Origin of the sequence: Escherichia sp. MOD1-EC6842, assembly GCF_002965705.1 — a bacterium.
GTDB classification, from domain to species: Bacteria; Pseudomonadota; Gammaproteobacteria; order Enterobacterales; family Enterobacteriaceae; genus Escherichia; species Escherichia ruysiae.
Window position 1 is genome coordinate 61,587 of record NZ_PTRF01000017.1, and the last position, 24,946, is coordinate 86,532.

25 protein-coding genes are annotated in these 24,946 nt (G+C 51.9%); 12 read left to right on the forward strand and 13 right to left on the reverse strand.

Annotated elements, in window-relative coordinates; translation table 11 throughout:
• Positions 1-22 precede the first annotated feature (22 nt).
• From glpK to fpr, 3 genes are all read left to right on the forward strand, one after another.
• A complete protein-coding gene (glpK, locus tag A7Z29_RS18160) occupies positions 23-1,531 on the forward strand; it encodes a glycerol kinase GlpK (protein ID WP_000136801.1) in 1,509 nt (502 codons plus the stop codon).
• 228 nt (positions 1,532-1,759) lie between these two features.
• Positions 1,760-2,770 carry a class II fructose-bisphosphatase gene (gene glpX / locus A7Z29_RS18165; protein ID WP_001250654.1) on the forward strand — a complete coding sequence of 337 codons (1,011 nt, stop codon included), beginning with the start codon at positions 1,760-1,762 and terminating at the stop codon, positions 2,768-2,770.
• A 96-nt stretch (positions 2,771-2,866) separates the two neighbouring features.
• Positions 2,867-3,613 carry a ferredoxin--NADP(+) reductase gene (gene fpr, locus A7Z29_RS18170; RefSeq protein WP_032226782.1) on the forward strand — a complete coding sequence of 249 codons (747 nt, stop codon included), beginning with the start codon at positions 2,867-2,869 and terminating at the stop codon, positions 3,611-3,613.
• A gap of 4 nt (positions 3,614-3,617) precedes the next feature.
• On the opposite strand, the gene uspD is transcribed toward fpr, so the two are convergent.
• From uspD to A7Z29_RS18185, 3 genes are all read right to left on the reverse strand, one after another.
• Positions 3,618-4,046, reverse strand: a complete 429-nt coding sequence (gene uspD, locus A7Z29_RS18175) for a universal stress protein UspD (RefSeq protein ID WP_000323549.1) — start codon at positions 4,044-4,046, stop codon at positions 3,618-3,620.
• A gap of 11 nt (positions 4,047-4,057) precedes the next feature.
• Entirely contained in the window at positions 4,058-4,357 is a 300-nt protein-coding gene (locus tag A7Z29_RS18180; protein ID WP_000655995.1) for a DUF406 domain-containing protein, read from the reverse strand.
• Positions 4,358-4,568: 211 nt separating this feature from the next.
• The gene (locus A7Z29_RS18185) at positions 4,569-5,009 is read right to left on the reverse strand and encodes a DUF805 domain-containing protein (protein ID WP_000155269.1); all 441 of its coding nucleotides are present in this window, start codon (positions 5,007-5,009) and stop codon (positions 4,569-4,571) included.
• A 100-nt stretch (positions 5,010-5,109) separates the two neighbouring features.
• Here A7Z29_RS18185 and A7Z29_RS18190 point away from each other — a divergent pair, with 100 nt between their 5' ends.
• Both A7Z29_RS18190 and tpiA read left to right on the forward strand, forming a co-directional pair.
• A complete protein-coding gene (locus A7Z29_RS18190; RefSeq protein ID WP_000834910.1) occupies positions 5,110-5,709 on the forward strand; it encodes a YiiQ family protein in 600 nt (199 codons plus the stop codon).
• A gap of 107 nt (positions 5,710-5,816) precedes the next feature.
• Positions 5,817-6,584 carry a triose-phosphate isomerase gene (gene tpiA, locus A7Z29_RS18195; RefSeq protein WP_001216323.1) on the forward strand — a complete coding sequence of 256 codons (768 nt, stop codon included), beginning with the start codon at positions 5,817-5,819 and terminating at the stop codon, positions 6,582-6,584.
• 55 nt (positions 6,585-6,639) lie between these two features.
• On the opposite strand, the gene cdh is transcribed toward tpiA, so the two are convergent.
• From cdh to cpxP, 5 genes are all read right to left on the reverse strand, one after another.
• Positions 6,640-7,389 carry a CDP-diacylglycerol diphosphatase gene (gene cdh, locus A7Z29_RS18200; RefSeq protein WP_032226783.1) on the reverse strand — a complete coding sequence of 250 codons (750 nt, stop codon included), beginning with the start codon at positions 7,387-7,389 and terminating at the stop codon, positions 6,640-6,642.
• A gap of 104 nt (positions 7,390-7,493) precedes the next feature.
• Positions 7,494-8,483, reverse strand: a complete 990-nt coding sequence (sbp, locus tag A7Z29_RS18205) for a sulfate/thiosulfate ABC transporter substrate-binding protein Sbp (RefSeq protein ID WP_001045694.1) — start codon at positions 8,481-8,483, stop codon at positions 7,494-7,496.
• A gap of 313 nt (positions 8,484-8,796) precedes the next feature.
• Positions 8,797-9,759, reverse strand: coding sequence for a 6-phosphofructokinase (gene pfkA, locus A7Z29_RS18215; protein ID WP_001355350.1), 963 nt, complete (start codon positions 9,757-9,759; stop codon positions 8,797-8,799).
• Between the two features lie 180 nt (positions 9,760-9,939).
• Positions 9,940-10,842: a CDF family cation-efflux transporter FieF gene (gene fieF / locus A7Z29_RS18220; protein ID WP_001076752.1), complete on the reverse strand. Its 903-nt coding sequence runs from the start codon at positions 10,840-10,842 to the stop codon at positions 9,940-9,942.
• 148 nt (positions 10,843-10,990) lie between these two features.
• Positions 10,991-11,491 (reverse strand): cell-envelope stress modulator CpxP, encoded by a 501-nt coding sequence (gene cpxP, locus A7Z29_RS18225; RefSeq protein WP_016158830.1) that lies wholly within the window; start codon positions 11,489-11,491, stop codon positions 10,991-10,993.
• 149 nt (positions 11,492-11,640) lie between these two features.
• On the opposite strand from cpxP, the gene cpxR reads away from it, so the two are divergent.
• Positions 11,641-12,339, forward strand: a complete 699-nt coding sequence (cpxR, locus tag A7Z29_RS18230; protein ID WP_001033722.1) for an envelope stress response regulator transcription factor CpxR — start codon at positions 11,641-11,643, stop codon at positions 12,337-12,339.
• On the forward strand, positions 12,336-13,709 hold the full coding sequence (cpxA, locus tag A7Z29_RS18235) for an envelope stress sensor histidine kinase CpxA (protein WP_000580416.1): 1,374 nt from the start codon (positions 12,336-12,338) through the stop codon (positions 13,707-13,709). The genes cpxR and cpxA overlap by 4 nt, the downstream gene beginning before the upstream one ends.
• A gap of 100 nt (positions 13,710-13,809) precedes the next feature.
• Here cpxA and yiiM read toward each other — a convergent pair whose 3' ends face one another.
• Positions 13,810-14,484: a 6-hydroxyaminopurine reductase gene (yiiM, locus tag A7Z29_RS18240; RefSeq protein WP_105279439.1), complete on the reverse strand. Its 675-nt coding sequence runs from the start codon at positions 14,482-14,484 to the stop codon at positions 13,810-13,812.
• A gap of 152 nt (positions 14,485-14,636) precedes the next feature.
• Between yiiM and A7Z29_RS18245 the strand changes: the two genes are divergently transcribed.
• Positions 14,637-15,527, forward strand: a complete 891-nt coding sequence (locus A7Z29_RS18245) for a dihydrodipicolinate synthase family protein (protein ID WP_000139747.1) — start codon at positions 14,637-14,639, stop codon at positions 15,525-15,527.
• Positions 15,528-15,583: 56 nt separating this feature from the next.
• Here A7Z29_RS18245 and kdgT read toward each other — a convergent pair whose 3' ends face one another.
• Entirely contained in the window at positions 15,584-16,567 is a 984-nt protein-coding gene (kdgT, locus tag A7Z29_RS18250; RefSeq protein WP_024191187.1) for a 2-keto-3-deoxygluconate transporter, read from the reverse strand.
• A gap of 259 nt (positions 16,568-16,826) precedes the next feature.
• Positions 16,827-17,447, reverse strand: coding sequence for a superoxide dismutase [Mn] (sodA, locus tag A7Z29_RS18255; RefSeq protein ID WP_010345169.1), 621 nt, complete (start codon positions 17,445-17,447; stop codon positions 16,827-16,829).
• A gap of 284 nt (positions 17,448-17,731) precedes the next feature.
• Here sodA and rhaT point away from each other — a divergent pair, with 284 nt between their 5' ends.
• Positions 17,732-18,766 carry an L-rhamnose/proton symporter RhaT gene (gene rhaT / locus A7Z29_RS18260; RefSeq protein ID WP_000063528.1) on the forward strand — a complete coding sequence of 345 codons (1,035 nt, stop codon included), beginning with the start codon at positions 17,732-17,734 and terminating at the stop codon, positions 18,764-18,766.
• On the opposite strand, the gene rhaR is transcribed toward rhaT, so the two are convergent.
• Both rhaR and rhaS read right to left on the reverse strand, forming a co-directional pair.
• On the reverse strand, positions 18,763-19,611 hold the full coding sequence (rhaR, locus tag A7Z29_RS18265) for an HTH-type transcriptional activator RhaR (protein ID WP_105290591.1): 849 nt from the start codon (positions 19,609-19,611) through the stop codon (positions 18,763-18,765). The genes rhaT and rhaR overlap by 4 nt on opposite strands.
• A gap of 72 nt (positions 19,612-19,683) precedes the next feature.
• Positions 19,684-20,520 (reverse strand): HTH-type transcriptional activator RhaS, encoded by an 837-nt coding sequence (gene rhaS / locus A7Z29_RS18270; RefSeq protein WP_000382766.1) that lies wholly within the window; start codon positions 20,518-20,520, stop codon positions 19,684-19,686.
• A gap of 287 nt (positions 20,521-20,807) precedes the next feature.
• On the opposite strand from rhaS, the gene rhaB reads away from it, so the two are divergent.
• The 3 genes from rhaB (at position 20,808) to rhaD (ending at position 24,879) form a co-directional block, all read left to right on the forward strand.
• A complete protein-coding gene (gene rhaB / locus A7Z29_RS18280) occupies positions 20,808-22,277 on the forward strand; it encodes a rhamnulokinase (RefSeq protein ID WP_105290592.1) in 1,470 nt (489 codons plus the stop codon).
• Positions 22,274-23,533 (forward strand): L-rhamnose isomerase, encoded by a 1,260-nt coding sequence (gene rhaA / locus A7Z29_RS18285; RefSeq protein ID WP_000211489.1) that lies wholly within the window; start codon positions 22,274-22,276, stop codon positions 23,531-23,533. Before rhaB ends, rhaA begins: the two co-directional genes overlap by 4 nt.
• A gap of 521 nt (positions 23,534-24,054) precedes the next feature.
• On the forward strand, positions 24,055-24,879 hold the full coding sequence (gene rhaD, locus A7Z29_RS18290) for a rhamnulose-1-phosphate aldolase (protein WP_105290593.1): 825 nt from the start codon (positions 24,055-24,057) through the stop codon (positions 24,877-24,879).
• The last annotated feature ends 67 nt before the right edge of the window (positions 24,880-24,946 follow it).

The window sequence follows — 24,946 nt, forward strand, 5'->3', positions numbered from 1 at the left end:
TGTGACTACGGGACAATTAAACATGACTGAAAAAAAATATATCGTTGCGCTCGACCAGGGCACCACCAGCTCCCGCGCAGTCGTGATGGATCACGATGCCAACATCATTAGCGTGTCACAGCGCGAATTTGAGCAAATCTACCCAAAACCAGGCTGGGTAGAACACGACCCAATGGAAATCTGGGCCACCCAAAGCTCTACGCTGGTAGAAGTGCTGGCGAAAGCCGATATCAGTTCCGATCAAATTGCAGCTATTGGGATTACTAACCAGCGAGAAACCACTATCGTCTGGGAAAAAGAAACCGGCAAGCCTATCTATAACGCCATTGTCTGGCAGTGCCGTCGTACCGCTGAGATCTGCGAGCATCTCAAGCGCGATGGCATGGAAGAGTACATTCGTAATAACACCGGTCTGGTCATTGACCCGTACTTCTCTGGCACCAAAGTGAAGTGGATCCTCGACCATGTGGAAGGCTCCCGCGAGCGTGCGCGTCGTGGTGAACTGCTGTTTGGTACGGTTGATACCTGGCTAATCTGGAAAATGACTCAAGGTCGCGTTCACGTGACCGATTACACCAACGCGTCTCGCACCATGTTGTTCAACATCCATACTCTGGACTGGGACGACAAAATGCTCGACGCACTGGATATCCCGCGCGAGATGCTGCCTGAAGTGCGTCGCTCTTCGGAAGTGTACGGTCAGACCAACATCGGCGGTAAAGGCGGCACGCGTATTCCGATCGCCGGGATCGCGGGTGATCAGCAGGCGGCGCTATTCGGTCAGTTGTGCGTTAAAGAAGGGATGGCGAAGAATACCTATGGTACAGGCTGCTTTATGCTGATGAATACCGGTGAGAAAGCGGTGACATCAGAAAATGGCCTGCTGACCACCATCGCCTGTGGCCCGACTGGCGAAGTGAATTATGCGCTGGAAGGCGCGGTATTTATGGCGGGCGCGTCCATTCAGTGGCTGCGCGATGAAATGAAACTGATTAGCGACGCCGACGATTCCGAATACTTTGCCACCAAAGTGCAAAATACCAACGGCGTATATGTCGTTCCGGCCTTTACCGGCCTGGGCGCGCCGTACTGGGATCCGTATGCGCGCGGGGCGATTTTCGGTCTGACTCGTGGGGTGAATGCTAACCACATCATCCGCGCGACGCTGGAGTCTATTGCTTATCAGACGCGTGACGTACTGGAAGCAATGCAGGCCGACTCCGGCATTCGTCTGCACGCACTGCGCGTGGATGGCGGCGCGGTGGCGAACAATTTCCTGATGCAGTTCCAGTCTGACATCCTCGGCACGCGCGTTGAGCGCCCGGAAGTGCGCGAAGTGACCGCATTGGGTGCAGCCTATCTTGCTGGTCTGGCGGTTGGCTTCTGGCAGAACCTTGACGAGCTGCAAGAGAAAGCGGTGATTGAACGCGAGTTCCGCCCTGGCATCGAAACCACCGAGCGTAATTACCGTTACGCAGGCTGGAAAAAAGCGGTTAAACGCGCGATGGCGTGGGAAGAACACGAGGAGTGATGCCAGGCATCTGAACGATTGCCTGATGCTGATCGCCTGATGCGACGCTTACGCGTCTTATCAGGCCTACGAGCCGATGCCATTTTGTGTAGGCGGGATAAGGCGTTCACGCCGCATCCGGCATCATGCAGACTCTGAAACCGTGCGGGGGCAACCCCGCACACATCAATAATCCCTCCCTTCCCCTGTGCTACACTTCGCGCCATTCCTTACTGCTTAGAGTTTGCTATGAGACGAGAACTTGCCATCGAATTTTCCCGCGTCACCGAATCTGCGGCGCTGGCTGGCTACAAATGGTTAGGACGCGGCGATAAAAACACCGCTGACGGCGCGGCGGTAAACGCCATGCGTATTATGCTCAACCAGGTCAACATTGACGGCACCATCGTCATTGGTGAAGGCGAAATCGACGAAGCACCGATGCTCTATATTGGTGAAAAAGTCGGTACTGGTCGCGGCGATGCGGTGGATATTGCTGTTGATCCGATTGAAGGCACGCGCATGACGGCGATGGGTCAGGCTAACGCGCTGGCGGTACTGGCTGTGGGCGATAAGGGCTGCTTCCTCAATGCGCCGGATATGTATATGGAGAAGTTGATCGTCGGACCTGGTGCCAAAGGCGTCATCGACCTGAATCTGCCGCTGGCGGATAACCTGCGCAATGTTGCGGCGGCACTCGGCAAACCGTTAAGCGAACTGACGGTCACTATTCTGGCGAAACCGCGCCACGACGCGGTTATCGCAGAAATGCAGCAACTCGGCGTGCGCGTATTTGCCATTCCTGATGGCGATGTCGCAGCCTCGATTCTCACCTGTATGCCAGACAGCGAAGTTGACGTGCTGTACGGTATTGGCGGCGCGCCAGAAGGTGTGGTGTCTGCGGCGGTGATCCGCGCATTAGATGGCGACATGAATGGCCGTCTGCTGGCACGTCATGACGTCAAAGGCGACAACGAAGAGAATCGTCGCATTGGCGAGCAGGAGCTGGCGCGCTGCAAAGCAATGGGCATTGAAGCCGGTAAAGTACTGCGTCTGGGCGATATGGCGCGTAGCGATAACGTCATCTTCTCTGCCACCGGTATCACCAAAGGCGATCTGCTGGAAGGGATTAGCCGCAAAGGCAATATCGCGACAACCGAAACGCTGCTGATTCGTGGTAAGTCACGCACCATTCGCCGCATTCAGTCGATTCACTATCTGGATCGCAAAGACCCGGAAATGCAGGAGCACATTCTCTGAGTCATTTGATCGATTGAGCCTTCCAGTCCTTCGGGACTGGAATTTTTTTGTCCGGAGAACGAAGATAAGGCAAGTCAATCAAAACAGGAGAGAAACATGGCTGATTGGGTAACAGGCAAAGTCACTAAAGTGCAGAACTGGACCGACGCCCTGTTTAGTCTCACCGTTCACGCTCCGGTACTTCCATTTACCGCCGGACAATTCACCAAACTTGGCCTTGAAATTGACGGCGAACGCGTCCAGCGCGCCTACTCTTACGTTAATTCTCCCGACAATCCCGACCTGGAGTTTTATCTGGTCACCGTCCCTGATGGCAAATTAAGCCCGCGACTGGCGGCGCTAAAACCGGGTGACGAAGTGCAGGTGGTTAGCGAAGCGGCTGGCTTTTTTGTTCTGGATGAAGTACCAGATTGCGAAACGCTATGGATGCTGGCAACCGGTACAGCGATTGGCCCTTATTTGTCGATTCTGCAATTAGGCAAAGATTTAGATCGCTTCAAAAATTTGGTACTGGTTCACGCCGCGCGTTATGCCTCCGACTTAAGCTATTTGCCACTGATGCAGGAACTGGAAAAACGCTACGAAGGAAAACTGCGCATTCAGACGGTTGTCAGTCGGGAAACGGCAGCGGGCTCACTCACCGGGCGAATACCGGCGTTAATTGAAAGCGGTGAACTGGAAAACGCGGTTGGACTGCCAATGAATAAAGAAACCAGCCATGTGATGCTGTGTGGTAATCCACAGATGGTGCGCGATACGCAACAACTGCTGAAAGAGACCCGGCAGATGACGAAACATTTACGTCGCCGACCGGGTCACATGACAGCGGAGCATTACTGGTAAGCGGTTACTTGTCGATAAATGGCACGATCAAGAGATCCGCACTCAACTTATTGATCATCCCGCGATATGCCGGCATCAAACGGTTGATAAACGAGTGGTGGTGACCACAAACAAGGAGGTCACACTGCTCTTTTTGCATAATTTCCAGCAGTGTTTCCGGCATTTCTCCGCGCTCAATGCGCAGTTTCGTTTTCGGCCACTGAATATTTTTCGTCAGCTTATACAGTTTGTTATCTGACTTATCTTTCAATAGTTGAAGAATATCTTCTGTTGCGGGGAAGTAGATACCCGGATACAACTCACTTAAGCCATCATCAATATGAATTAACGTCAGATGAGCGTCATTATGTCTGGCGAGATCCAGGGCTTTGTTCACCAGTAGGGCATCTTCTTCATTCCCGGAAATTGCCACGCCAATGTGTTTATAAGCCATGTTTAACTCCATTAACCAAGTGAACGCAGTGATAACTCAAAAATAATCATCTCGGCCTGGCATGAGAAGGTGAAAGCTGCATCAAGCTCGACTTGCCCCTCCAGATCTTTAATCTTATAGGCCACGCTGGCGCCTTCATCCGCAGAGGATGCAGTGGCTGCAAGCTCTTTCAGTTTGGTCATAAAGGACTCTGCTTCTTCGCGGGTAGCAAAAAAGCGCGAAAGTTTGCTTGTACAGTTGTCGTTATCAATCACCGTACCGATATCAATCGCACATCCTTTAGTACTGCATTTATCTACGACATCTTTCATAGGGCACCTCTGTATATTCGCCTCTCTGTCGATTGCCACTTAAGAATAATGCGCCGTTAAGGGAAGAACAAACAAGTAATGATCTTATGGATTACCATTTTTTTTGATATTGATTAAGGTAAGGAAATGAGGGAGATTTTCCGGGTATCGTCATTTGCAATATGGAAATAACGATACCGGATAAAAATAGCAATAAGAGATATATTGCGGATTAATGGCTTGATTTATTCTCAGACTTATACTTTACGTCCAGGGTATCTTTACCAAATTTATTTGCGCCCTGGGTGCCGACAAATGCGCCAAGATCGATAAGCATCATCACCAGAATCAACGTCGGAATAAACCGCCCCACCGCCCATTGCCACACGCCCGGTAAAATCGCCCAGTTACCCGCCAGAAGCATCCACGCTACAATCATCAGAAATGCCCATGCGCCAGAACGCCCACGATCGTGCAGTCGTTTCACCGTCACTGCCGCTGTCGGCCATAACAGGCACACAAGGCAAAACGCGGCGGTCTGGATATCGAGTAATTTTTTAGCCGCCAGTGAGAAAAGCACCAACATGCCAACGATCCAAAGGCCAATCCAAATCCAGAAATCGCGGCGTCCAATACGCCCTTTAAATGAGAATAACCATTGCTGTATGGTCATGTAAGTTCCTTGATGGTTGTCTTTTCCAGGATTCTACCCTTTTGACAAGGGCGACAGATATCGTTTTAATCGAACCCAGTCATAACAAAAGGTACTGCCGATGAAGTCAGGGTGTTCAGTGTTTTTTCTCTTATCTACCGTGTTATCCGTTAGTGCAACGGTGCACGCACAATCGCCTGGCACGGCAACGACAGCGCCCTACCTGCTGGCTGGCGCCCCCACTTTCGATCTCTCCATCAGCCAGTTTCGAGAAGACTTTAACAGCCAGAACCCCAATCTGCCACTGAACGAATTTCGTGCCATCGACAGCAGCCCCGACAAAGCCAACCTGACTCGCGCCGCCAGTAAAATTAACGAGAACTTGTATGCTTCCACGGCGCTTGAGCGCGGCACCTTAAAAATCAAAAGCATTCAAATTACCTGGCTGCCAATCCAGGGGCCAGAGCAAAAAGCCGCTAAAGCGAAAGCCCAGGAATACATGGCAGCAATGATCCGCACACTCACCCCGCTGATGACCAAAACACAAAGTCAGAAAAAGCTGCAGTCACTCCTTACGGCGGGGAAAAACAAACGTTACTACACTGAGACAGAAGGCGCGTTGCGCTATGTTGTCGCGGACAACGGCGAAAAGGGGCTGACCTTCGCTGTTGAACCGATTAAGCTGGCGCTATCTGAAACGCTGGAAGGGTTGAATAAATGACAAAAAGCAAAGCCTTTGCGCCGATGAATCTCTATACTGTTTCACAGACCTGCTGCCCTGCGGGGCGGCCATCTTCCTTTATTCGCTTATAAGCGTGGAGAATTAAAATGCGACATCCTTTAGTGATGGGTAACTGGAAACTGAACGGCAGCCGCCACATGGTTCACGAGCTGGTTTCTAACCTGCGTAAAGAGCTGGCAGGTGTTGCTGGCTGTGCGGTTGCAATCGCACCACCGGAAATGTACATCGATATGGCGAAGCGTGAAGCTGAAGGCAGCCACATCATGCTGGGTGCGCAGAACGTGGATCTGAACCTGTCCGGCGCATTCACCGGTGAAACCTCTGCTGCTATGCTGAAAGACATCGGCGCACAGTACATCATCATCGGTCACTCTGAACGTCGTACTTACCACAAAGAGTCTGACGAACTGATCGCGAAAAAATTCGCTGTGCTGAAAGAGCAGGGTCTGACTCCGGTTCTGTGCATCGGCGAAACTGAAGCTGAGAACGAAGCGGGCAAAACTGAAGAAGTTTGCGCACGTCAGATCGACGCAGTGCTGAAAACTCAGGGTGCGGCAGCATTCGAAGGCGCAGTTATCGCTTACGAACCAGTATGGGCAATCGGTACTGGCAAATCTGCAACTCCGGCGCAGGCGCAGGCTGTTCACAAATTCATCCGCGATCACATCGCTAAAGTTGACGCTGATATCGCTGAACAAGTGATCATCCAGTACGGCGGTTCTGTAAACGCGTCTAACGCTGCTGAACTATTCGCTCAGCCGGACATCGACGGCGCGCTGGTTGGCGGAGCTTCTCTGAAAGCTGACGCCTTCGCAGTGATCGTTAAAGCTGCAGAAGCGGCTAAACAGGCTTAAGTCTGACAGGTGCCGGATTTCACATCCGGCACTTAACTTTTCTTAACTGCTTGCCTTAACGCAAAATCTCACACTGATGATCCTGAATCTCCTCGGCTGAAGCACGATTCAGCGTCAGCAGATTACGCTGTGTCGCCAGTAATACAAACGAGTTGTCACTCTGCCGTACCATCGCCAGCCCGTAACTTCCCATATGTTCCCGCGCTTCTGGCACTTCTTCCGCCAGCATCATAAACGGACTACGTTGTACCAGTTCGCTTTCGGTTACCCGACGCGCCAGATATTCATGCCCTTGTAATCCGCCCGGCAGCGGCAACCAGCGGCTGCTGATGTTCGCCAGGTTATTATCCAGTTGTTCGCGCACATCAGGACGGATGCAAGAGATATGAATATGAAAATGGTTTTGCGTGCGTCCCGTTCGGGAGTTAATCGCCAACGAGACCGCGCGATCGGGAACCGGCTGACCATATTTTTTACTCATAAAATCACGCGCCTGCCAGGCCAGCCAAAAGAAGTTCGGCGTTGCAGGATCGGTCAGCAAAGGACTTTCAGTGCCGTTAATACGATACGTTGGCATCAACAGATATTGCAGTGGTCCGTTAATGTCTTTTAAAACCACATATCCGGCATCGGGTTTGACTTCCACACATGGCGAAGGATTTTGGTTTTGCTGCTGGTTGGGCAAACATTGCTCAAGGACAATCTTACGTAACACATCCGAATCACCGGTAAATTTCCAGTAGCCGATACCCGCAGCAACGGCGATAACTATCATCACCAAAATGAGAATAACCGTTTTTTTCATCGTTTTTTCCCTGTACCTCAAAGAGATGCAAGGGTAACGCAAAATCGCGACAAATAAAAAACCCGGTCGCGAGATGCCACCGGGTCTGGTTATCGTCAACAAAATTAACGTTTGCTGATTTGGTCAAACGTACCGCCGTTAGAGAAATGCTCTTTTTGCGCTTTCGTCCAGCCGCCGAACTCTTCATCAATGGTGAATAACTTCAGCTTCGGAAAAGCATTTTCATACTTTTTCGCCACGTCAGGATCGCGCGGACGGTAATAGTTTTTGGCTGCAATCTCCTGACCTTCTGGCGAGTAGAGATATTTCAGATAGGCTTCTGCCACCTCTTTGGTGCCTTTTTTCTCCACCACTTTATCGACAACCGATACCGTCGGCTCCGCGAGAATAGACTCACTCGGCGTGACGATTTCGAACTTATCTTTCCCCAGTTCATTCGTTGCCAGCAGTGCTTCGTTTTCCCAGGCGATCAGCACGTCACCAATCCCGCGCTCGACAAAAGTATTTGTTGAACCACGCGCACCAGAGTCCAGCACTTCCACGTTTTTATACAATGACTGCACAAAATCCTGCGCCTTTGCCTGATCGTTATTGTTGTGGTGCAGGGCATATCCCCACGCCGCCAGGTAGTTCCAGCGTGCACCGCCAGAGCTTTTCGGGTTAGGCGTGATTACCGAAACACCCGGTTTAACCAGGTCGTTCCAGTCATGGATTTGCTTCGGATTGCCCTTACGAACCAGGAAGACAATGGTGGAGGTATACGGCGCGGAGTTATCCGGCAGACGTTTGATCCACTCTTTATCAATTCGACCACGTTCAGCAATCGCATCTACGTCGTAAGCCAGCGCCAGCGTAACAACGTCAGCTTCTATCCCGTTGATTACCGATGTTGCCTGTTTCCCTGAACCACCGTGCGACTGACGAATCACCACGTTATCGCCGGTTTGCTGTTTCCAGTGGGCGCTGAAGGCTTTGTTGTATTGTTCGTATAACTCGCGCGTTGGATCATACGAAACGTTAAGTAACTGAATATCCTTTGCCATCACGCTGGTCGCTGCCAGCAAAAATGTTAATCCTACGCCCCACTTGTTCATCGCCCGGCTCTCTTATGTTGTGTTGTGATAAGCAAAGCGTGCCAGAAGGTGAACCAAACATTAAAGAATAAAAAAAGATTGGCTATAACTTGTGGGTATATGTTGGGGAGTTAAAAAGGCGGAAGAAATCCGCCTCATATTGCTGACAAAGTGCGCTTTGTTCATGCCGGATGCGGCGTGAACGCCTTATCCGGCCTACAAAATCTTGCAAACTCAATAGATTGCACAATTCATGTAGGCCTGATAAGCGAAGCGCATCAGGCATTTTTGCTTCTGTCATCGGTTTCAGGCGAAAGAAATCTGCCCGAAATCATTAATACAGTTTTTTCGCGCAGTCCAGCCAGTCACCTTTGAACGGACGCTTCATGTTTTCGATAGCGTCGATGATGTCATGGTGAACCAGTTGTTCATTCTGAATACCTACGCAGCGACCGCCGTAACCAGCCAGTAGCAGTTCAATAGCGTAAGCGCCCATACGGGAAGCCAGAATACGGTCGTAAGGCACCGGAGAACCACCACGCTGGATGTGACCCAGCACAGTTGCGCGGGTTTCACGACCGGTTTCTTTCTCGATGAAATGCGCCAGTTCGTCAACATCACACATATGTTCGGTAATCGCCACAATTGCGTGTTTTTTACCTTTCGCGATACCCGCTTTGATTTCATTTACCAGGTCATCGCGGCTGAATTCAACTTCCGGAACCACCACAAATTCACAACCACCGGCAATGGCCGCAGCCAGCGTCAGATCGCCACAGTAACGACCCATCACTTCCACCACAGAAATACGCTGGTGAGAAGAAGAGGTGTCACGCAGACGGTCGATGGCTTCCACAACGGTGCTCAGAGCAGTGAAGAAACCGATAGTGTAGTCAGTACCTTTGATGTCGTTGTCGATGGTGCCCGGCAGGCCGATGCACGGGAAGCCCATTTCGGTCAGACGCATTGCACCCATGTAGGAACCGTCACCGCCGATAACCACCAGCGCATCGATACCACGTTTTTTCAGGTTTTCGATAGCCACGGCGCGGATGTTCTCGTCGCGGAATTCCGGGAAGCGCGCAGAACCGAGGAACGTACCGCCACGGTTGATCATGTCAGACACGCTGTAACGGTCTAGCTGTACCATACGGTCTTCATAGAGACCCAGATAGCCGTCATAAATGCCCATTACTTCCAGACCTTCTGTCAGCGCAGAACGAACAACCCCGCGAATTGCGGCGTTCATGCCTGGCGCATCACCGCCGCTTGTCAACACACCGATTTTCTTAATCATGACTACCTCTGAACTTTGGAATGCAAAATGAAATCTGTTGCCGGAAGTCTTCTTGCACATCGAAGTGATCCAACGAATGTGCAAATAGTATAACAATCACTTCCTGCTGAATTGATTCAGGTCAGGCCAAATGGCGGTATTTTATACACAAAATGCGGGTCTGGCTCTCTTTTATACTGATTATGAAAGCATAGACCGTTTACCCTCCCTGGGTACGACGGAACAAGGGTCCTGATGAATAATCACATCCGATCCCGGAAAACGCCGTAAAATAGCCTGCTCTACCTGATCCGCCACCATATGCGCCTGAACCAAAGGCAGAGAGTCTTCCATTTCCAAATGAATCTGAATAAAGCGGGTCGGCCCTGACTGCCGCGTACGAAGATCGTGAGCGCCGCTAACTCCCGGCCAGGAAGTCACGATATCAATAATTTCTTGCCGTTCCTCATCGGGCAGCGCGCGATCCAGTAATGACTGTACCGCCTCATACCCCATGCGTAACGCGCTATATAAAATATAGATGCCGATTCCCAATGCAAACAGGGCATCAGCACGATGCCAGCCATACCAGGACAACCCCAGCGCCAGCAGAATCGCACCGTTCATCATAACATCGGACTGATAATGTAGCATATCTGCCCGCACTGCCTGGCTCTGTGTCCTGCGCACGACCCAACGCTGAAACGAAACAAGGATAATCGTACAAATCAGCGCCACAATAGTCACGAGAACCCCGACGCCGGGGTCTGTCATCGGCGTCGGAGAAACCAAATGCTGAATACCAGTCAAAAACAGGAACAGCGCCGAACCGGAGATAAACATACTTTGCGCCAGCGCCGCGAGGGACTCGGCTTTACCGTGACCAAACGAGTGATTGTCGTCGGCAGGTTGCAGCGAGTAACGCACCACCAGTAAATTCGTCAACGACGCGCCAATATCCACCAACGAATCCACCAGCGCGGCAAGAATACTCACCGAACCGGTATACCACCATGCAAAAATTTTAATCAGCAATAGCAGCGAAGCCATCGCCGTCGCAGCAATCGCCGCCCGGCTGACCAGCCGTCCATAAGATTGATTCATAAATACTCCCGCTATCAACTGACGGTAGTATAACGGAAGCAAATCATCTGCAATGCATCAAGCAACAGGCAAATTGAAGATAAAAAAAACCCCCACATCATGTGGGGGAAGACAGGGATGGTGTCTATGGCAAGGAAAACAGGGTTTACTACTGGGAACGTGAGTTGCTACTACTCAATAGCTTCAACGATGAACTTTTTTGCCATTGCGTCACGTCGCGCAACTGCTCCATTCGTTGTTGATGTTTCTCGTTTAAAACCGCTTGCTGCTCTGGCGTTAACAGGTGATACATTTGGTTGCGGACTTTAGCCATCTCAACCTGGCGAGCGATCTGTTCTTTCGCCATTTTTTCTGCCTGAGCGCGCACAGCGTTTTCATCAAAATTTTCTGCGGTGACAAGGCGATGCATTGTCTCCACTTCGCTAACATTAACAGGAGGCTGTTCGTGCCGGGCCTGTTGCATAAGATCTCGCATCTGCTGACGCTGATGTTCGGTTAAACTTATGCCGTCGAACATATGGCTCTGCGTACTGCGCTGCGCAAGTTCTTCGCCCGGATGCCAGTTATCGCCTGAACCGACTTCAGCAGCGTGGCTTAATGAACTGACTGCCAGCGTTGAGGCCATGACGGCAGCGGTAACTATGCGCATCATTTGCTCCCAAAATCTTTCTGTCGCGATTTAACGATAGAGAGTTTACGATTCAGGCTGCAAACATGCGTCAGGGGGTGTAAAACAACGTAAAGTCATGGATTAGCGACGTCTGATGACGTAATTTCTGCCTCGGAGGTATTTAAACAATGAATAAAATCCTGTTAGTTGATGATGACCGAGAGCTGACTTCCCTGTTAAAGGAGCTGCTCGAGATGGAAGGCTTCAACGTAATTGTTGCCCACGATGGGGAGCAGGCGCTTGATCTTCTGGACGACAGCATTGATTTACTTTTGCTTGATGTCATGATGCCGAAGAAAAATGGTATCGACACATTGAAGGCACTTCGCCAGACACACCAGACGCCTGTCATTATGTTAACGGCACGCGGCAGTGAACTTGATCGCGTCCTCGGCCTTGAGTTAGGCGCTGATGACTATCTCCCGAAACCGTTTAACGACCGTGAGCTGGTGGCTCGTATTCGCGCGATCCTGCGCCGTTCCCACTGGAGCGAGCAACAGCAAAACAACGACAACGGTTCACCGACGCTTGAAGTTGATGCCTTAGTGCTGAATCCAGGCCGTCAGGAAGCCAGCTTCGATGGGCAAACGCTGGAGTTAACCGGTACTGAATTTACCCTACTCTATTTGCTGGCACAGCATCTGGGTCAGGTGGTTTCTCGTGAACACTTAAGCCAGGAAGTGCTGGGCAAACGCCTGACGCCTTTCGACCGCGCTATCGATATGCACATCTCCAACCTGCGTCGTAAGCTGCCGGATCGTAAAGACGGTCACCCGTGGTTTAAAACCTTGCGTGGTCGCGGCTATCTGATGGTTTCCGCTTCATGATAGGCAGCTTAACCGCGCGCATCTTCGCCATCTTCTGGCTGACGCTGGCGCTGGTGTTGATGTTGGTTTTGATGTTACCCAAGCTCGATTCACGCCAGATGACCGAGCTTCTGGATAGCGAACAGCGTCAGGGGCTGATGATTGAGCAGCATGTCGAAGCGGAACTGGCGAACGATCCACCCAACGATTTAATGTGGTGGCGCCGTCTGTTCCGTGCCATTGATAAGTGGGCACCACCGGGGCAGCGTTTGTTACTGGTGACCACCGAAGGCCGCGTGATTGGCGCAGAACGCAGCGAAATGCAGATCATTCGCAACTTTATTGGCCAGGCCGATAACGCCGATCACCCGCAGAAGAAAAAGTATGGCCGCGTGGAACTGGTCGGTCCGTTCTCCGTGCGTGATGGCGAAGATAATTACCAACTGTATCTGATTCGTCCGGCCAGCAGTTCTCAATCCGATTTCATTAACTTACTGTTTGACCGCCCGCTATTACTGCTGATTGTCACCATGTTGGTCAGTACGCCGCTGCTGTTGTGGTTGGCCTGGAGTCTGGCAAAACCGGCGCGTAAGCTGAAAAACGCTGCCGATGAAGTCGCCCAGGGAAACTTACGCCAGCATCCGGAACTGGAAGCGGGGCCACAGGAATTTCTTGCCGCAGGTGCCAGTTTTAACCAGATGGTCACCGCGCTGGAGCGCATGATGACCTCTCAGCAGCGCCTGCTTTCTGATATCTCTCACGAGCTGCGCACGCCGCTGACGCGTCTGCAACTGGGTACGGCGTTACTGCGCCGTCGTAGTGGTGAAAGTAAGGAACTGGAGCGTATTGAAACCGAAGCGCAACGTCTGGACAGCATGATCAACGACCTGTTGGTGATGTCACGTAATCAGCAGAAAAACGCGCTGGTGAGCGAGACCATCAAAGCCAACCAGTTGTGGAGCGAAGTGCTGGATAACGCAGCGTTCGAAGCGGAGCAGATGGGCAAGTCGTTTACCGTTAACTTCCCGCCTGGGCCGTGGCCGCTGTACGGCAACCCGAACGCCCTGGAAAGCGCGCTGGAAAACATTGTTCGTAATGCCCTGCGTTATTCCCATACGAAGATTGAAGTGGGCTTTGCGGTAGATAAAGACGGTATCACCATTACGGTGGACGACGATGGTCCTGGCGTCAGCCCGGAAGATCGCGAACAGATTTTCCGTCCGTTCTATCGCACTGATGAAGCACGCGATCGTGAATCTGGCGGTACAGGTCTGGGGCTGGCGATTGTCGAAACCGCCATTCAGCAGCACCGTGGTTGGGTTAAAGCTGAAGACAGCCCGCTGGGCGGTTTACGGCTGGTAATTTGGCTGCCGCTGTATAAGCGGAGTTAAACTCCGCGCAGGCCGGATAGGCGTTTACGCCGCATCCGGCGTTTGAGCAGGATGCCTGATGCGACGCTGATCGCGTCTTATCAGGTCTACTCTTCGGGGGTTATTTCCCCCACAAACGCCGCGAATTATCTTCAATCTTGCCGCTAAGTCGGCGCTTCTGCATCGTCCGCGTCCAGCTTTTCGACAGCCCGGCAGCGGAGAGTAAACGGTGATACTGCTCGTCATCAAACGGCATATGCCATGCGATAGCTATTGCCTCCTGCACGGTGACATCGCTGACGCGAGAAACCAGCTCCAGCGGAGCATCCGCAGATACCAACCCCGGCGCAATCACGCTATACAGCCAGCCAACTTTACCGGCGTTTTGCATCAACTGCGCCATATCGCTGATGTCAAAATGGTAATTGAGTTTGTAACACGGGGAGCGCGGCTGGGTGACCTGAATTAATGCCTCACCCCAGCGGAAAATATCACCAATATAAACATTGCTTTCCGTCAGGCCGTCGGTTGAGAGGTTTTCACCAAACGCAGGCGCAACAAACAAATCTGCCTGTTCAGGAAATTCCCGCGCCCAGAAGAGATAATGCTCGCGAGGATAATGACACAGCGCCCTGTCCGGCCCACCGTGAACTATTTTCTCTGCCTGCTCGTCACCTTCCAGCCCCAGCTCTGTCAACATCAACTCGCCATCGACCTGGATTTTCGCAATCGCGCTGGGTTTGCTTTCGGGATAAGCCTGTATTTTGCCTGTGTATACATCAACCGGATATCGCATCTGTTCCCTCTCCACCGAGAAATTTCCCCATTAGACCATATTTATTTTACGTCAGGCGCGCAAAATGAGAGCACGGTTCACATGACGACGTCTTAGAAATGTTATCAATGAGATGAATTTGAAACGCCATTTCATTATCAGGAGTGTACAACGTGACCGAGCAAACACAGTTTTCTGGCGTCTGGTGTCCTTCCATTACGCCAATGGATAAAGACGGTAATGTGGATCTTAACGGACTGAAGAAGCATCTGCAGCGGCTAACAGAAGCCAATATTGATGTGATATTGCTGATGGGCAGCATTGGTGAATTTGCCTCTTTCACTCTCGAAGAGAGACTCATACTTATCCGCGAAGCGCGTTCCATGAGCACATTAAAAATGGTCGCTAACGTTTCTTCCACCTGCACACACGATGTGCTGATGATGGCGCAAGAGGCGTATCGCACAGGCTATGATGCAGTGATGATCCTCCCGCCTTACTACTACGGCCAGACGGCAAAACAATTATTAAGCTATTTCCGCCATCTGGGTCGCGAATTACAGGGCAAATGGTTCGCATATAACTTCCCGGCAAGAACCGGTTGTGATTTAACCCCTGACCTGGTCGCCACGCTGGCGAGTGAATTTCCTGACTTTGCCGGAATTAAAGATACCGTCGATTGCCAGTCACACACCCGCAGCATGATTCAGGCAACCCAGGCAGTTCGTTCTGATTTTGCAGTGCTTTCGGGCTATGACGAGTATTACATTCCTAATCTGCTGGCAGGCGGCGCGGGAATAATATCCGGCCTGAACAACGTTATGCCGGAGCTGTTTGTCGAAGCCCGTGAAGCCTTCAAACGCGGCGACCTGGCGGCTTTACCAGAGATTCAGCAACAGATTGGCACTTATATGTCCATCTACGCCATTGGTGAGGATTTTGTCACTACTATCAAGACGGTGGTATCGCGTAAGTTTGGCTATTGCACTGGCGTATCACGCAATGCGGGTGGTGAGTTAAGCGAAAGTGAATGTCGAACGATTGATGAAGTCTTTGTCAGATAACGCAAAAGGCCGGATGACTACAAATCATCCGGCCTCTTGATTTATATGGATGGAGATTACTTCACCGTACCCAATATTTCGATTTTCGCCGCTCTGGCTTTAACTTTGCGCGACCAGACAGAAGTCAGAATCGGCACCAGAATCGAGGTCACAATCACTGACGTCGCCACCAGCGAAGTTGCCGCTGGCGCCATTGGTTTAAAGGCGGGGATCATTTCAGCAATCAGTACCGGCGTCGCCACCGCAGCACCGGCAGAACTGGAAGCCGCGATTCCGGCTGTACCATCGCCACCGCCAATCAATTTATCGGCAATAATCAACGGAATACCGGTCACGACGATCACCGCCACACCCAGCAAGATCCCCAGCAAACCGGTCTGAGCAATCACGGTTAAATCAATGGTATTGCCCAGCGCAAAGGCAAAGAACGGGATCAGCGTCTGTACGGCTTTGCTGAAAAATTCTCGCAGCTCAGGGTCAAGGTTCCCTAACGCAAAGCCGACGAGGAACGGTAATACCGCACCGACGAAAACATGCGGTTCAAACGATGCAATCCCGGCAGTCCCCAGAATAATCATCGTCATAAGCGGCCCGGATTCCAGCGACATTAATACAAACGCCCCGGCCTCTTCTTTAGTGCCATACTGCTGCATGATCGAAGCGTAAAGTCCGCCGTTGGTCATATCCATCGCCGCCACCAGCGCCAGCGTTGAAAGTCCGGCAAAGAATCCAACTTCAACACCATGTTCAGGAATAATGCGTGAAGCAATTGCCGCAACCACCCACGCCACAGCAATTTTAGTTACCACCAGCGTACCGGATTTACGCAATACCGTTCCCGTCGCACTTAATTTTATCGATGCCCCCATGCAGAAAAACCACACCGCCAGAATCGGCACCGTGCCGGTAATCATTCCATTTGTGAATGAACCAAAGTATTTTCCCGCCCCTGGCGAGAAAGTGTGACACAGTGCGCCAAGGAACAGCGGGACGAGCATCATCCCTCCTGGGATTTTCTCTATCGTGTGTTTTATCTGCATTTTCATCACCTATCGGCATATTTTTATAGGCTGATGCATAAGTCCTTCACGATGCATCAGTGTTGATGGAAATGAAGATAGACATTCAACAGAGCAATAAAAGTGATCAAAACCACATCAATTGAAACGTTGTTTTATTTTTATAGGATCATTGTTTTTATTTTGAAATTGATCACAAAAAAACCACCGCTATGTGCGATGGTTTGTTTTTTATGCTGAAAAACGGCGTAAACGCCTCATTGCAGTAGGCAATATGCGATTATTTTTTCGCCGCGAAACGTGCCGCAGCTTCGTCCCAGTTCACCACATTCCAGAACTCTTTGATGTAGTCCGGACGGCGGTTCTGGAATTTCAGGTAGTAAGCGTGTTCCCACACATCCAGACCCAGAACAGGGAAGCCGGAAGCGCCAGAAATGGCTTCGCCCATCAGCGGGGAGTCCTGATTAGCAGTAGAAACCACCGCCAGTTTATCGCCTTTAAGCACCAGCCATGCCCAGCCGGAACCAAAGCGGGAAGCTGCCGCTTTCTCAAATTCTGCTTTGAAGTTATCAACGGAACCGAAATCACGTTCGATAGCCGCTTTCAGGTCGCCCTGCAAAGTCGTGCCTTTTTTCAGACCTTTCCAGAACAGGCTGTGGTTGGCGTGACCACCAGCGTTGTTGCGCAGCACGGTTTTTTTGTCTGCTGGCAGCTGATCCAGTTTGGTGATCAGCTCTTCAACCGGCAGGTTGGCGAATTCTGGCAGGCTTTCCAGCGCCGCATTGGCGTTGTTGACGTAAGTCTGATGGTGCTTGGTGTGGTGGATTTCCATGGTCTGCTTATCGAAGTGCGGTTCCAGGGCATCGTAAGCATACGGCAGGGATGGCAGGGTATAGCTCATATTCATCTCCAGTATTGTCGGGCGGCCGATTGTTAATGCCGCGTAAGCAGTTGGTTCATTATAGTTAATTAAATGATATTGAAAATGATTATCAATGCCGTACTTTTCATAGGGGAATGGTTTTGCAGGGAAATGTCCGAGATGTGAACCAAATCACCCACTTAATGCCGTGATTGCCAGTAAATCGACAACGGCGGCAACAGGCGAAAGGTTAATCGACAGCACGATTTTTACACTCATCTCGTCGGAGATGTGACGCGACGAAAAATGATGAGGATAAGAAGATGAGTAACGCGATTACGATGGGGATATTTTGGCATTTGATCGGCGCGGCCAGTGCAGCCTGTTTTTACGCTCCGTTCAAAAAAGTAAAAAAGTGGTCATGGGAAACCATGTGGTCTGTCGGTGGGATTGTTTCGTGGATTATTCTGCCGTGGGCCATCAGCGCCATGCTACTACCTGATTTCTGGGCATATTACAGCTCGTTCAGTCTCTCTACCCTGCTGCCTGTTTTTCTGTTCGGCGCTATGTGGGGGATTGGTAATATCAACTACGGTCTGACCATGCGTTATCTCGGCATGTCGATGGGGATAGGTATCGCCATTGGCATTACGTTGATCGTCGGTACGCTGATGACGCCAATTATCAACGGCAATTTCGATGTGCTGATTAACACCGACGGTGGGCGCATGACGTTGCTCGGCGTACTGGTGGCGTTGATTGGCGTGGGGATTGTGACTCGCGCCGGGCAGTTGAAAGAGCGCAAAATGGGCATTAAAGCCGAAGAGTTCAACCTGAAAAAAGGGCTGGTGCTGGCGGTAATGTGCGGCATTTTCTCTGCCGGGATGTCTTTTGCGATGAACGCCGCAAAACCGATGCATGAAGCGGCTGCCGCGCTGGGTGTTGATCCACTGTATGTCGCTCTGCCAAGCTATGTTGTCATCATGGGTGGCGGCGCGATCATCAACCTCGGTTTCTGTTTTATTCGTCTGGCAAAAGTGAAAGATTTGTCGCTAAAAGCCGACTTCTCGCTGGCAAAACCGCTGATCATCCACAACGTATTGCTCTCGGCACTGGGGGGGTTGATGTGGTATCTGCAATTCTTTTTCTATGCCTGGGGACACGCCCGCATTCCGGCGCAGTATGACTACATCAGTTGGATGCTGCATATGAGTTTCTACGTATTGTGCGGCGGTATCGTCGGGCTGGTGCTGAAAGAGTGGAACAATGCGGGACGCCGTCCGGTTACCGTATTGAGCCTCGGTTGTGTGGTGATTATTGTCGCCGCCAACATCGTCGGCATGGGCATGGCAAGTTAATCTTTCTGGGAATTGCGATGACGCCACTGGCTGGGCGTCATCCCGGTCTCCCGGGTAAACACCACCGAAAAGTAGTTACTGTCTTCAAAGCCACATTCTGTCGAAATATCACTGATTAACAGGCGGCTATGCTGGAGAAGATATTGCGCATGGCACACTCTGACCTGCCGCAGATATTGATTGATGGTCATCCCGGTCTGCTGGCGAAATTGCTGGCGCAAGACGCGTTCACTGCACGCCGCCTCATCACAGAATTTATCCAGCGCAAAAGGACTTTTCAGGCTGGCCGCCAGTCGGGTAATCAGCTTATCCAGCAACGTTTCGCTGGATGTTGGCGGTAACGAATCACTGGTGTAGCGATGACGTTTCAAAAGCATCACCAACTGCCCGAACAGTAACTCCGCCATTTCGTTGGCAAACGGCGCGGGCTGATTGCTTTCGTGCTCAAGCTGCCCGATAACCTGCCGCACCAGCGCCATGCCCGCACTGCCTAAACGCCAGTGTGGTTGTCCTGCGCTGGCGTTAAACCCTGGAATCGCTCCCTGCCAGTCGAGATTAAGCGTCAGCCGCTCCGGGCAATAAATAATGTTCTGCAAAACCAGATCGTTAACGGAAGCGTAGGAGTGTTTATCGTCTGCGTGGATATAAAAGAGATCGCCACGAGTAATACGATGAGGACGATCGTTGAGCACGTGCAAACCGTTACCGCGCCAGACGATCACCAGTTCACAAAAATCATGTGTATGCTCGGCAAAGACATCCTGCGGATAACGATCAGCCACAGCGACCGCCTGCTGTTCGCTGGCAAAAAAATCTTTTTTACGAAGGACAAACTGATGAGCCACCGTGCCACCTCAGCCAGAAGACGTGTTTGATTATTCATAAACTGGCGTGGAAATACGTTGAGAAGATTCGCGTTATTGCAGAAAGCCATCCCGTCCCTGACGAATATCACGCGGTGACCAGTTAAACTCTCGGCGAAAAAGCGTCGAAAAGTGGTTACTGTCGCTGAATCCGCAGCGATAGGCGATGTCAGTAACGCTGGCCTCGCTGTGGCGTAACAGATGACGCGCTTTCACCAACCGTAAACGGTTAAGGTAACGCTGGGGCGTCAAACCAGTTTGCTGTTTTAACTGACGATGCAATGTACGTAGTGACAAAGAAAATTGATCCGCCATCATTTCCCAATTCACCTCGTCGGCAAAATGCTCTTCCAGCCAGGCCAACAACAAGTTCAGACGCGATTCGCGACTTTCCATGCTCTCCTGCAAACTGTTTTTACGCAGCAAGAGCAGTAATTGCATAAACAAAATCTCACCGCTGGCTTTCGAGGGTAAATCATTCGTTCTTTCCTGCTGTTCCAGTTGCGAAACCAGTTGCCGTACCTGCTGCAATATGCTGTGGCTCACGCGCCAATGGGACGGATATTGCCCGTCTTGTTCTTGCGGCAGAAGCTGATGCAGCCCGGCGAGAAACTGAAATCTATCCGGTGAGCGATACAGCACATTGGTCAAATACAGATTGTCCGTATGTTCGTATAAATGCCGATCATGATCGCGCACGAAACAGATTGTTCCACCGGAGATGGTATAAGGCTGCCCATTGAAAATGTGGATACCCGTGCCGTGTTCGACAATCACAATCTCATGGAAATCATGGTGATGTTCAGGAAAATCCACCTGTGGAAGCCGGGGTTCTATTGCCACAGACACGTTACCAGACGGAAAAAAATCCACGCAATGTAATACGTCCATATAAACCTCCTGATGCCGTCAACATGGCGGAATAGTAATCAAGCGATTTGGTTCTTACCTTAAATTTTCGACAGCAAAACACGTAAAAAATGTCTATTTTTCAAGATAAAGCGTGATTTTTCAGAAAATGCGGCAAACATCACACCACCACAATTCTGAAAATTGTGAACGCTATCACGTTCATCTTTCCCTGGTTGCCAGTGGTGTATTTTCCTGTCAGTAACGAGAAGGTAGCGAAGTCGGGCGCTTCTTAGACTGGGCGTAATGAAACCTAGAAGGATCTCATTATGACCTTTCGCTACTGCGTCGCTGTTGATCTCGGCGCATCCAGTGGGCGCGTAATGCTGGCGCGTTACCACCGTGAATGTCGCAGCCTGACGCTGCGTGAAATCCATCGTTTTACCAATGGGCTGTATTACCAGAGCGGTTATGCCACCTGGGATGTCGATAGTCTGGAAAACGCCATTCGCTTTGGGTTAAACAAGGTGTGCGAGGAAGGGATTCGTATCGATAGCATCGGTATTGATACCTGGGGCGTGGACTATGTGCTGCTGGATCAACACGGTCAGCGCGTCGGTTTACCGATTGCCTATCGTGATAGCCGCACTCACGGGCTGATGACATTGGCACAGCAGCAACTCGGCAAACGCGATATTTATCAGCGTAGCGGCATCCAGTTTCTGCCCTTCAATACGATCTATCAGTTGCGTGCGCTGACGGCGCAACAACCTGAACTTATTCCACAAATCGCTCACGCTCTGCTGATGCCGGATTACTTCAGTTATCGCCTGACCGGCAAGATGAACTGGGAGTACACCAACGCCACGACCACGCAACTGGTCAATATCAATAGCGACGACTGGGACGAGTCGCTACTGGCGTGGAGTGGGGCCAACAAAGCCTGGTTTGGTCGCCCGACACATCCGGGTAATGTCATAGGTCACTGGATTTGCCCGCAGGGTAATGAGATTCCGGTGGTCGCCGTTGCCAGCCATGATACCGCCAGCGCGGTTATCGCCTCGCCGTTAAATGGTTCACGCGCCGCGTATCTCTCTTCTGGCACCTGGTCATTGATGGGCTTCGAAAGCCAGACGCCATTCACCGATGATGCGGCGCTGGCAGCCAACATCACCAATGAAGGCGGGGCGGAAGGTCGCTATCGGGTGCTGAAAAATATTATGGGCTTATGGCTGCTTCAGCGAGTGCTTCAGGAGCGGCAAATCAACGATCTTCCGGCGCTTATCGCCGCGACACAGGCACTTCCGGCTTGCCGCTTCATCATCAATCCCAATGACGATCGCTTTATTAATCCTGACGAGATGTGCAGCGAAATTCAGGCAGCGTGTCGGGAAACGGCGCAACCGATCCCAGAAAGTGATGCTGAACTGGCGCGCTGTATTTTCGACAGTCTGGCGCTGCTGTATGCCGACGTACTGCACGAACTGGCGCAGCTACGCGGTGAAGACTTCTCTCAACTGCATATTGTCGGCGGCGGCAGCCAGAACGCACTGCTCAACCAGTTGTGTGCCGATGCCTGCGGTATTCGGGTGATCGCCGGGCCAGTTGAAGCCTCGACGCTCGGCAATATCGGCATCCAGTTAATGACGCTGGATGAACTCAACAATGTGGATGATTTCCGTCAGGTCGTGAGCGCCACCGCGAATCTGACCACCTTTACCCCTAATCCTGACAGTGAAATTGCCCACTATGTGGCGCGGATTCACTCTACACGACAGACAAAGGAGCTTTGCGCATGACCACTCAACTGGAACAGGCCTGGGAACTGGCGAAACAGCGTTTCGCGGCGGTAGGGATTGATGTCGAGGAGGCGCTGCGCCAACTTGATCGCTTACCCGTTTCAATGCACTGCTGGCAGGGCGATGATGTTTCTGGTTTTGAAAACCCGGAAGGTTCGCTGACTGGTGGGATTCAGGCCACAGGTAATTATCCGGGTAAAGCGCGTAATGCCAGCGAGCTACGAGCCGATCTGGAACAGGCTATGCGGCTGATTCCGGGGCCGAAACGGCTTAATTTACATGCTATCTATCTGGAATCAGACACGCCAGTCTCGCGCGATAAAATCAAACCAGAGCATTTCAAAAACTGGGTTGAATGGGCGAAAGCCAATCACCTCGGTCTGGACTTTAACCCCTCCTGTTTTTCGCATCCGCTAAGTGCCGATGGCTTTACGCTCTCGCATCCCGACGACCGCATTCGCCAGTTCTGGATTGACCACTGCAAAGCAAGCCGTCGCGTTTCGGCCTATTTTGGCGAGCAACTTGGCACGCCATCGGTGATGAACATCTGGATCCCGGATGGCATGAAAGATATCACCGTTGACCGTCTCGCCCCACGCCAGCGTTTACTGGCTGCGCTGGATGAAGTGATCAGCGAAAAGCTGAACCCTGCGCACCATATCGACGCCGTTGAGAGCAAATTGTTTGGTATTGGCGCGGAGAGCTACACGGTTGGCTCCAATGAGTTTTACATGGGGTATGCCACCAGCCGCCAGACCGCTTTGTGTCTGGACGCCGGGCACTTCCACCCGACAGAAGTTATTTCCGACAAGATTTCCGCCGCCATGCTGTATGTTCCGCAGTTGCTGCTGCACGTCAGCCGACCGGTTCGCTGGGACAGCGATCACGTGGTGCTGCTGGATGATGAAACCCAGGCGATTGCCAGTGAGATTGTCCGTCATGACCTGTTTGACCGGGTACACATTGGTCTCGACTTCTTTGATGCCTCCATCAACCGCATTGCCGCGTGGGTTATTGGCACGCGCAATATGAAAAAAGCCCTGCTGCGTGCGTTGTTAGAACCGACAGCCGAACTACGCAAGCTGGAAGCAGCGGGCGATTACACCGCGCGACTGGCGCTGCTGGAAGAACAAAAATCGTTGCCGTGGCAGGCGGTGTGGGAAATGTATTGCCAGCGTCACGATACGCCAGCGGGTAGCGAATGGCTGGAAAGCGTGCGGGCTTATGAGAACGCAATTTTGCGTCAGCGCGGGTAAACACCGCCGGATGCGGCGCGAGCGCCTTATCCGGCCTACGGGTCGAATGACCGTGCGGGCTGTCACCCTCACCCCGACCCTCTCCCTGAAAGGGCGAGGGAGAAAACCGCAGCCCCCTCCGGCAACGGAGCTAAACACTGCACCGTCCCCTCTCCCTGAAAGGGCGAGGGAGAAAACCGCAGCACCCTCCGGCAACGGAGTTAAACACTGCACCGTCCCCTCTCCCTGAAAGGGCGAGGGAGAAAACCGCAGCACCCTCCGGCAACGGAGTTAAACACTGCACCGTCCCCTCTCCCTGAAAGGGCGAGGGAGAAAACCGCAGCACCCTCCGGCAACGGAGTTAAACACTGCACCGTCCCCTCTCCCTGAAAAGGCGAGGGAGAAAACCACAGCACCCTCCGGCAACGGAGCTAAACACTGCGCCAGACAGTCCCCTCGCCCCTTTGGGGAGAGGGTTAGGGTGAGGGGAACAAGCCGCACCATGTATCAACAAGGCAACCGAATTTACAGGAACACAGAACATGCAAAACATTACCCAGTCCTGGTTTGTCCAGGGAATGATCAAAGCCACCACCGACGCCTGGCTGAAAGGCTGGGACGAACGCAACGGCGGCAACCTGACGCTGCGCCTGGATGACGCCGATATCGCGCCATATCACGACAATTTTCACCCACAACCGCGATATATTCCGCTCAGTCAGCCAATGCCTTTACTGGCAAATACACCGTTTATCGTCACCGGCTCCGGCAAATTCTTTCGTAACGTCCAGCTCGATCCAGCCGCCAATTTAGGCGTCGTAAAAATCGACAGCGACGGCGCGGGCTACCATATTCTCTGGGGGCTAACCAACGAAGCCGTCCCAACTTCTGAACTTCCGGCACACTTTCTCTCCCATTGCGAACGCATTAAAGCCACCAACGGTAAAGATCGGGTAATCATGCACTGCCACGCCACCAACCTGATCGCCCTCACCTATGTGCTGGAAAACGACACGGCAGTCTTCACCCGCCAACTGTGGGAAGGCAGCACCGAGTGCCTGGTGGTATTCCCGGATGGCGTTGGCATTTTGCCGTGGATGGTGCCCGGCACGGACGAAATTGGCCAGGCCACCGCGCAGGAAATGCAAAACCACTCACTGGTTCTCTGGCCTTTCCACGGCGTCTTCGGCAGCGGTCCGACGCTGGACGAAGCGTTTGGCCTGATCGATACCGCAGAAAAATCGGCGGAAGTGTTGGTGAAAGTGTATTCGATGGGCGGCATGAAAAAGACCATCAGCCGTGAAGAGTTGATAGCCCTCGGCAAGCGTTTCGGCGTCACCCCGCTGGCAAGCGCACTGGCGCTTTAACACCCCGTTTCGCATCTGGCGGCGCGGGTTATGCCGCCGGACAGAAGGATTTGATCTTAAGGAGAAT

Bases quoted from the DNA above. Each gene is read 5' to 3' on its own strand.
- glpK (WP_000136801.1), top strand. From the start codon at position 23: ATGACTGAAAAAAAATATATCGTTGCGCTCGACCAGGGCACCACCAGC.
- glpX (WP_001250654.1), top strand. From the start codon at position 1,760: ATGAGACGAGAACTTGCCATCGAATTTTCCCGCGTCACCGAATCTGCG.
- fpr (WP_032226782.1), top strand. From the start codon at position 2,867: ATGGCTGATTGGGTAACAGGCAAAGTCACTAAAGTGCAGAACTGGACC.
- uspD (WP_000323549.1), bottom strand. From the start codon at position 4,046: ATGGCTTATAAACACATTGGCGTGGCAATTTCCGGGAATGAAGAAGAT.
- A7Z29_RS18180 (WP_000655995.1), bottom strand. From the start codon at position 4,357: ATGAAAGATGTCGTAGATAAATGCAGTACTAAAGGATGTGCGATTGAT.
- A7Z29_RS18185 (WP_000155269.1), bottom strand. From the start codon at position 5,009: ATGACCATACAGCAATGGTTATTCTCATTTAAAGGGCGTATTGGACGC.
- A7Z29_RS18190 (WP_000834910.1), top strand. From the start codon at position 5,110: ATGAAGTCAGGGTGTTCAGTGTTTTTTCTCTTATCTACCGTGTTATCC.
- tpiA (WP_001216323.1), top strand. From the start codon at position 5,817: ATGCGACATCCTTTAGTGATGGGTAACTGGAAACTGAACGGCAGCCGC.
- cdh (WP_032226783.1), bottom strand. From the start codon at position 7,389: ATGAAAAAAACGGTTATTCTCATTTTGGTGATGATAGTTATCGCCGTT.
- sbp (WP_001045694.1), bottom strand. From the start codon at position 8,483: ATGAACAAGTGGGGCGTAGGATTAACATTTTTGCTGGCAGCGACCAGC.
- pfkA (WP_001355350.1), bottom strand. From the start codon at position 9,759: ATGATTAAGAAAATCGGTGTGTTGACAAGCGGCGGTGATGCGCCAGGC.
- fieF (WP_001076752.1), bottom strand. From the start codon at position 10,842: ATGAATCAATCTTATGGACGGCTGGTCAGCCGGGCGGCGATTGCTGCG.
- cpxP (WP_016158830.1), bottom strand. From the start codon at position 11,491: ATGCGCATAGTTACCGCTGCCGTCATGGCCTCAACGCTGGCAGTCAGT.
- cpxR (WP_001033722.1), top strand. From the start codon at position 11,641: ATGAATAAAATCCTGTTAGTTGATGATGACCGAGAGCTGACTTCCCTG.
- cpxA (WP_000580416.1), top strand. From the start codon at position 12,336: ATGATAGGCAGCTTAACCGCGCGCATCTTCGCCATCTTCTGGCTGACG.
- yiiM (WP_105279439.1), bottom strand. From the start codon at position 14,484: ATGCGATATCCGGTTGATGTATACACAGGCAAAATACAGGCTTATCCC.
- kdgT (WP_024191187.1), bottom strand. From the start codon at position 16,567: ATGCAGATAAAACACACGATAGAGAAAATCCCAGGAGGGATGATGCTC.
- sodA (WP_010345169.1), bottom strand. From the start codon at position 17,447: ATGAGCTATACCCTGCCATCCCTGCCGTATGCTTACGATGCCCTGGAA.
- rhaT (WP_000063528.1), top strand. From the start codon at position 17,732: ATGAGTAACGCGATTACGATGGGGATATTTTGGCATTTGATCGGCGCG.
- rhaS (WP_000382766.1), bottom strand. From the start codon at position 20,520: ATGGACGTATTACATTGCGTGGATTTTTTTCCGTCTGGTAACGTGTCT.
- rhaB (WP_105290592.1), top strand. From the start codon at position 20,808: ATGACCTTTCGCTACTGCGTCGCTGTTGATCTCGGCGCATCCAGTGGG.
- rhaA (WP_000211489.1), top strand. From the start codon at position 22,274: ATGACCACTCAACTGGAACAGGCCTGGGAACTGGCGAAACAGCGTTTC.
- rhaD (WP_105290593.1), top strand. From the start codon at position 24,055: ATGCAAAACATTACCCAGTCCTGGTTTGTCCAGGGAATGATCAAAGCC.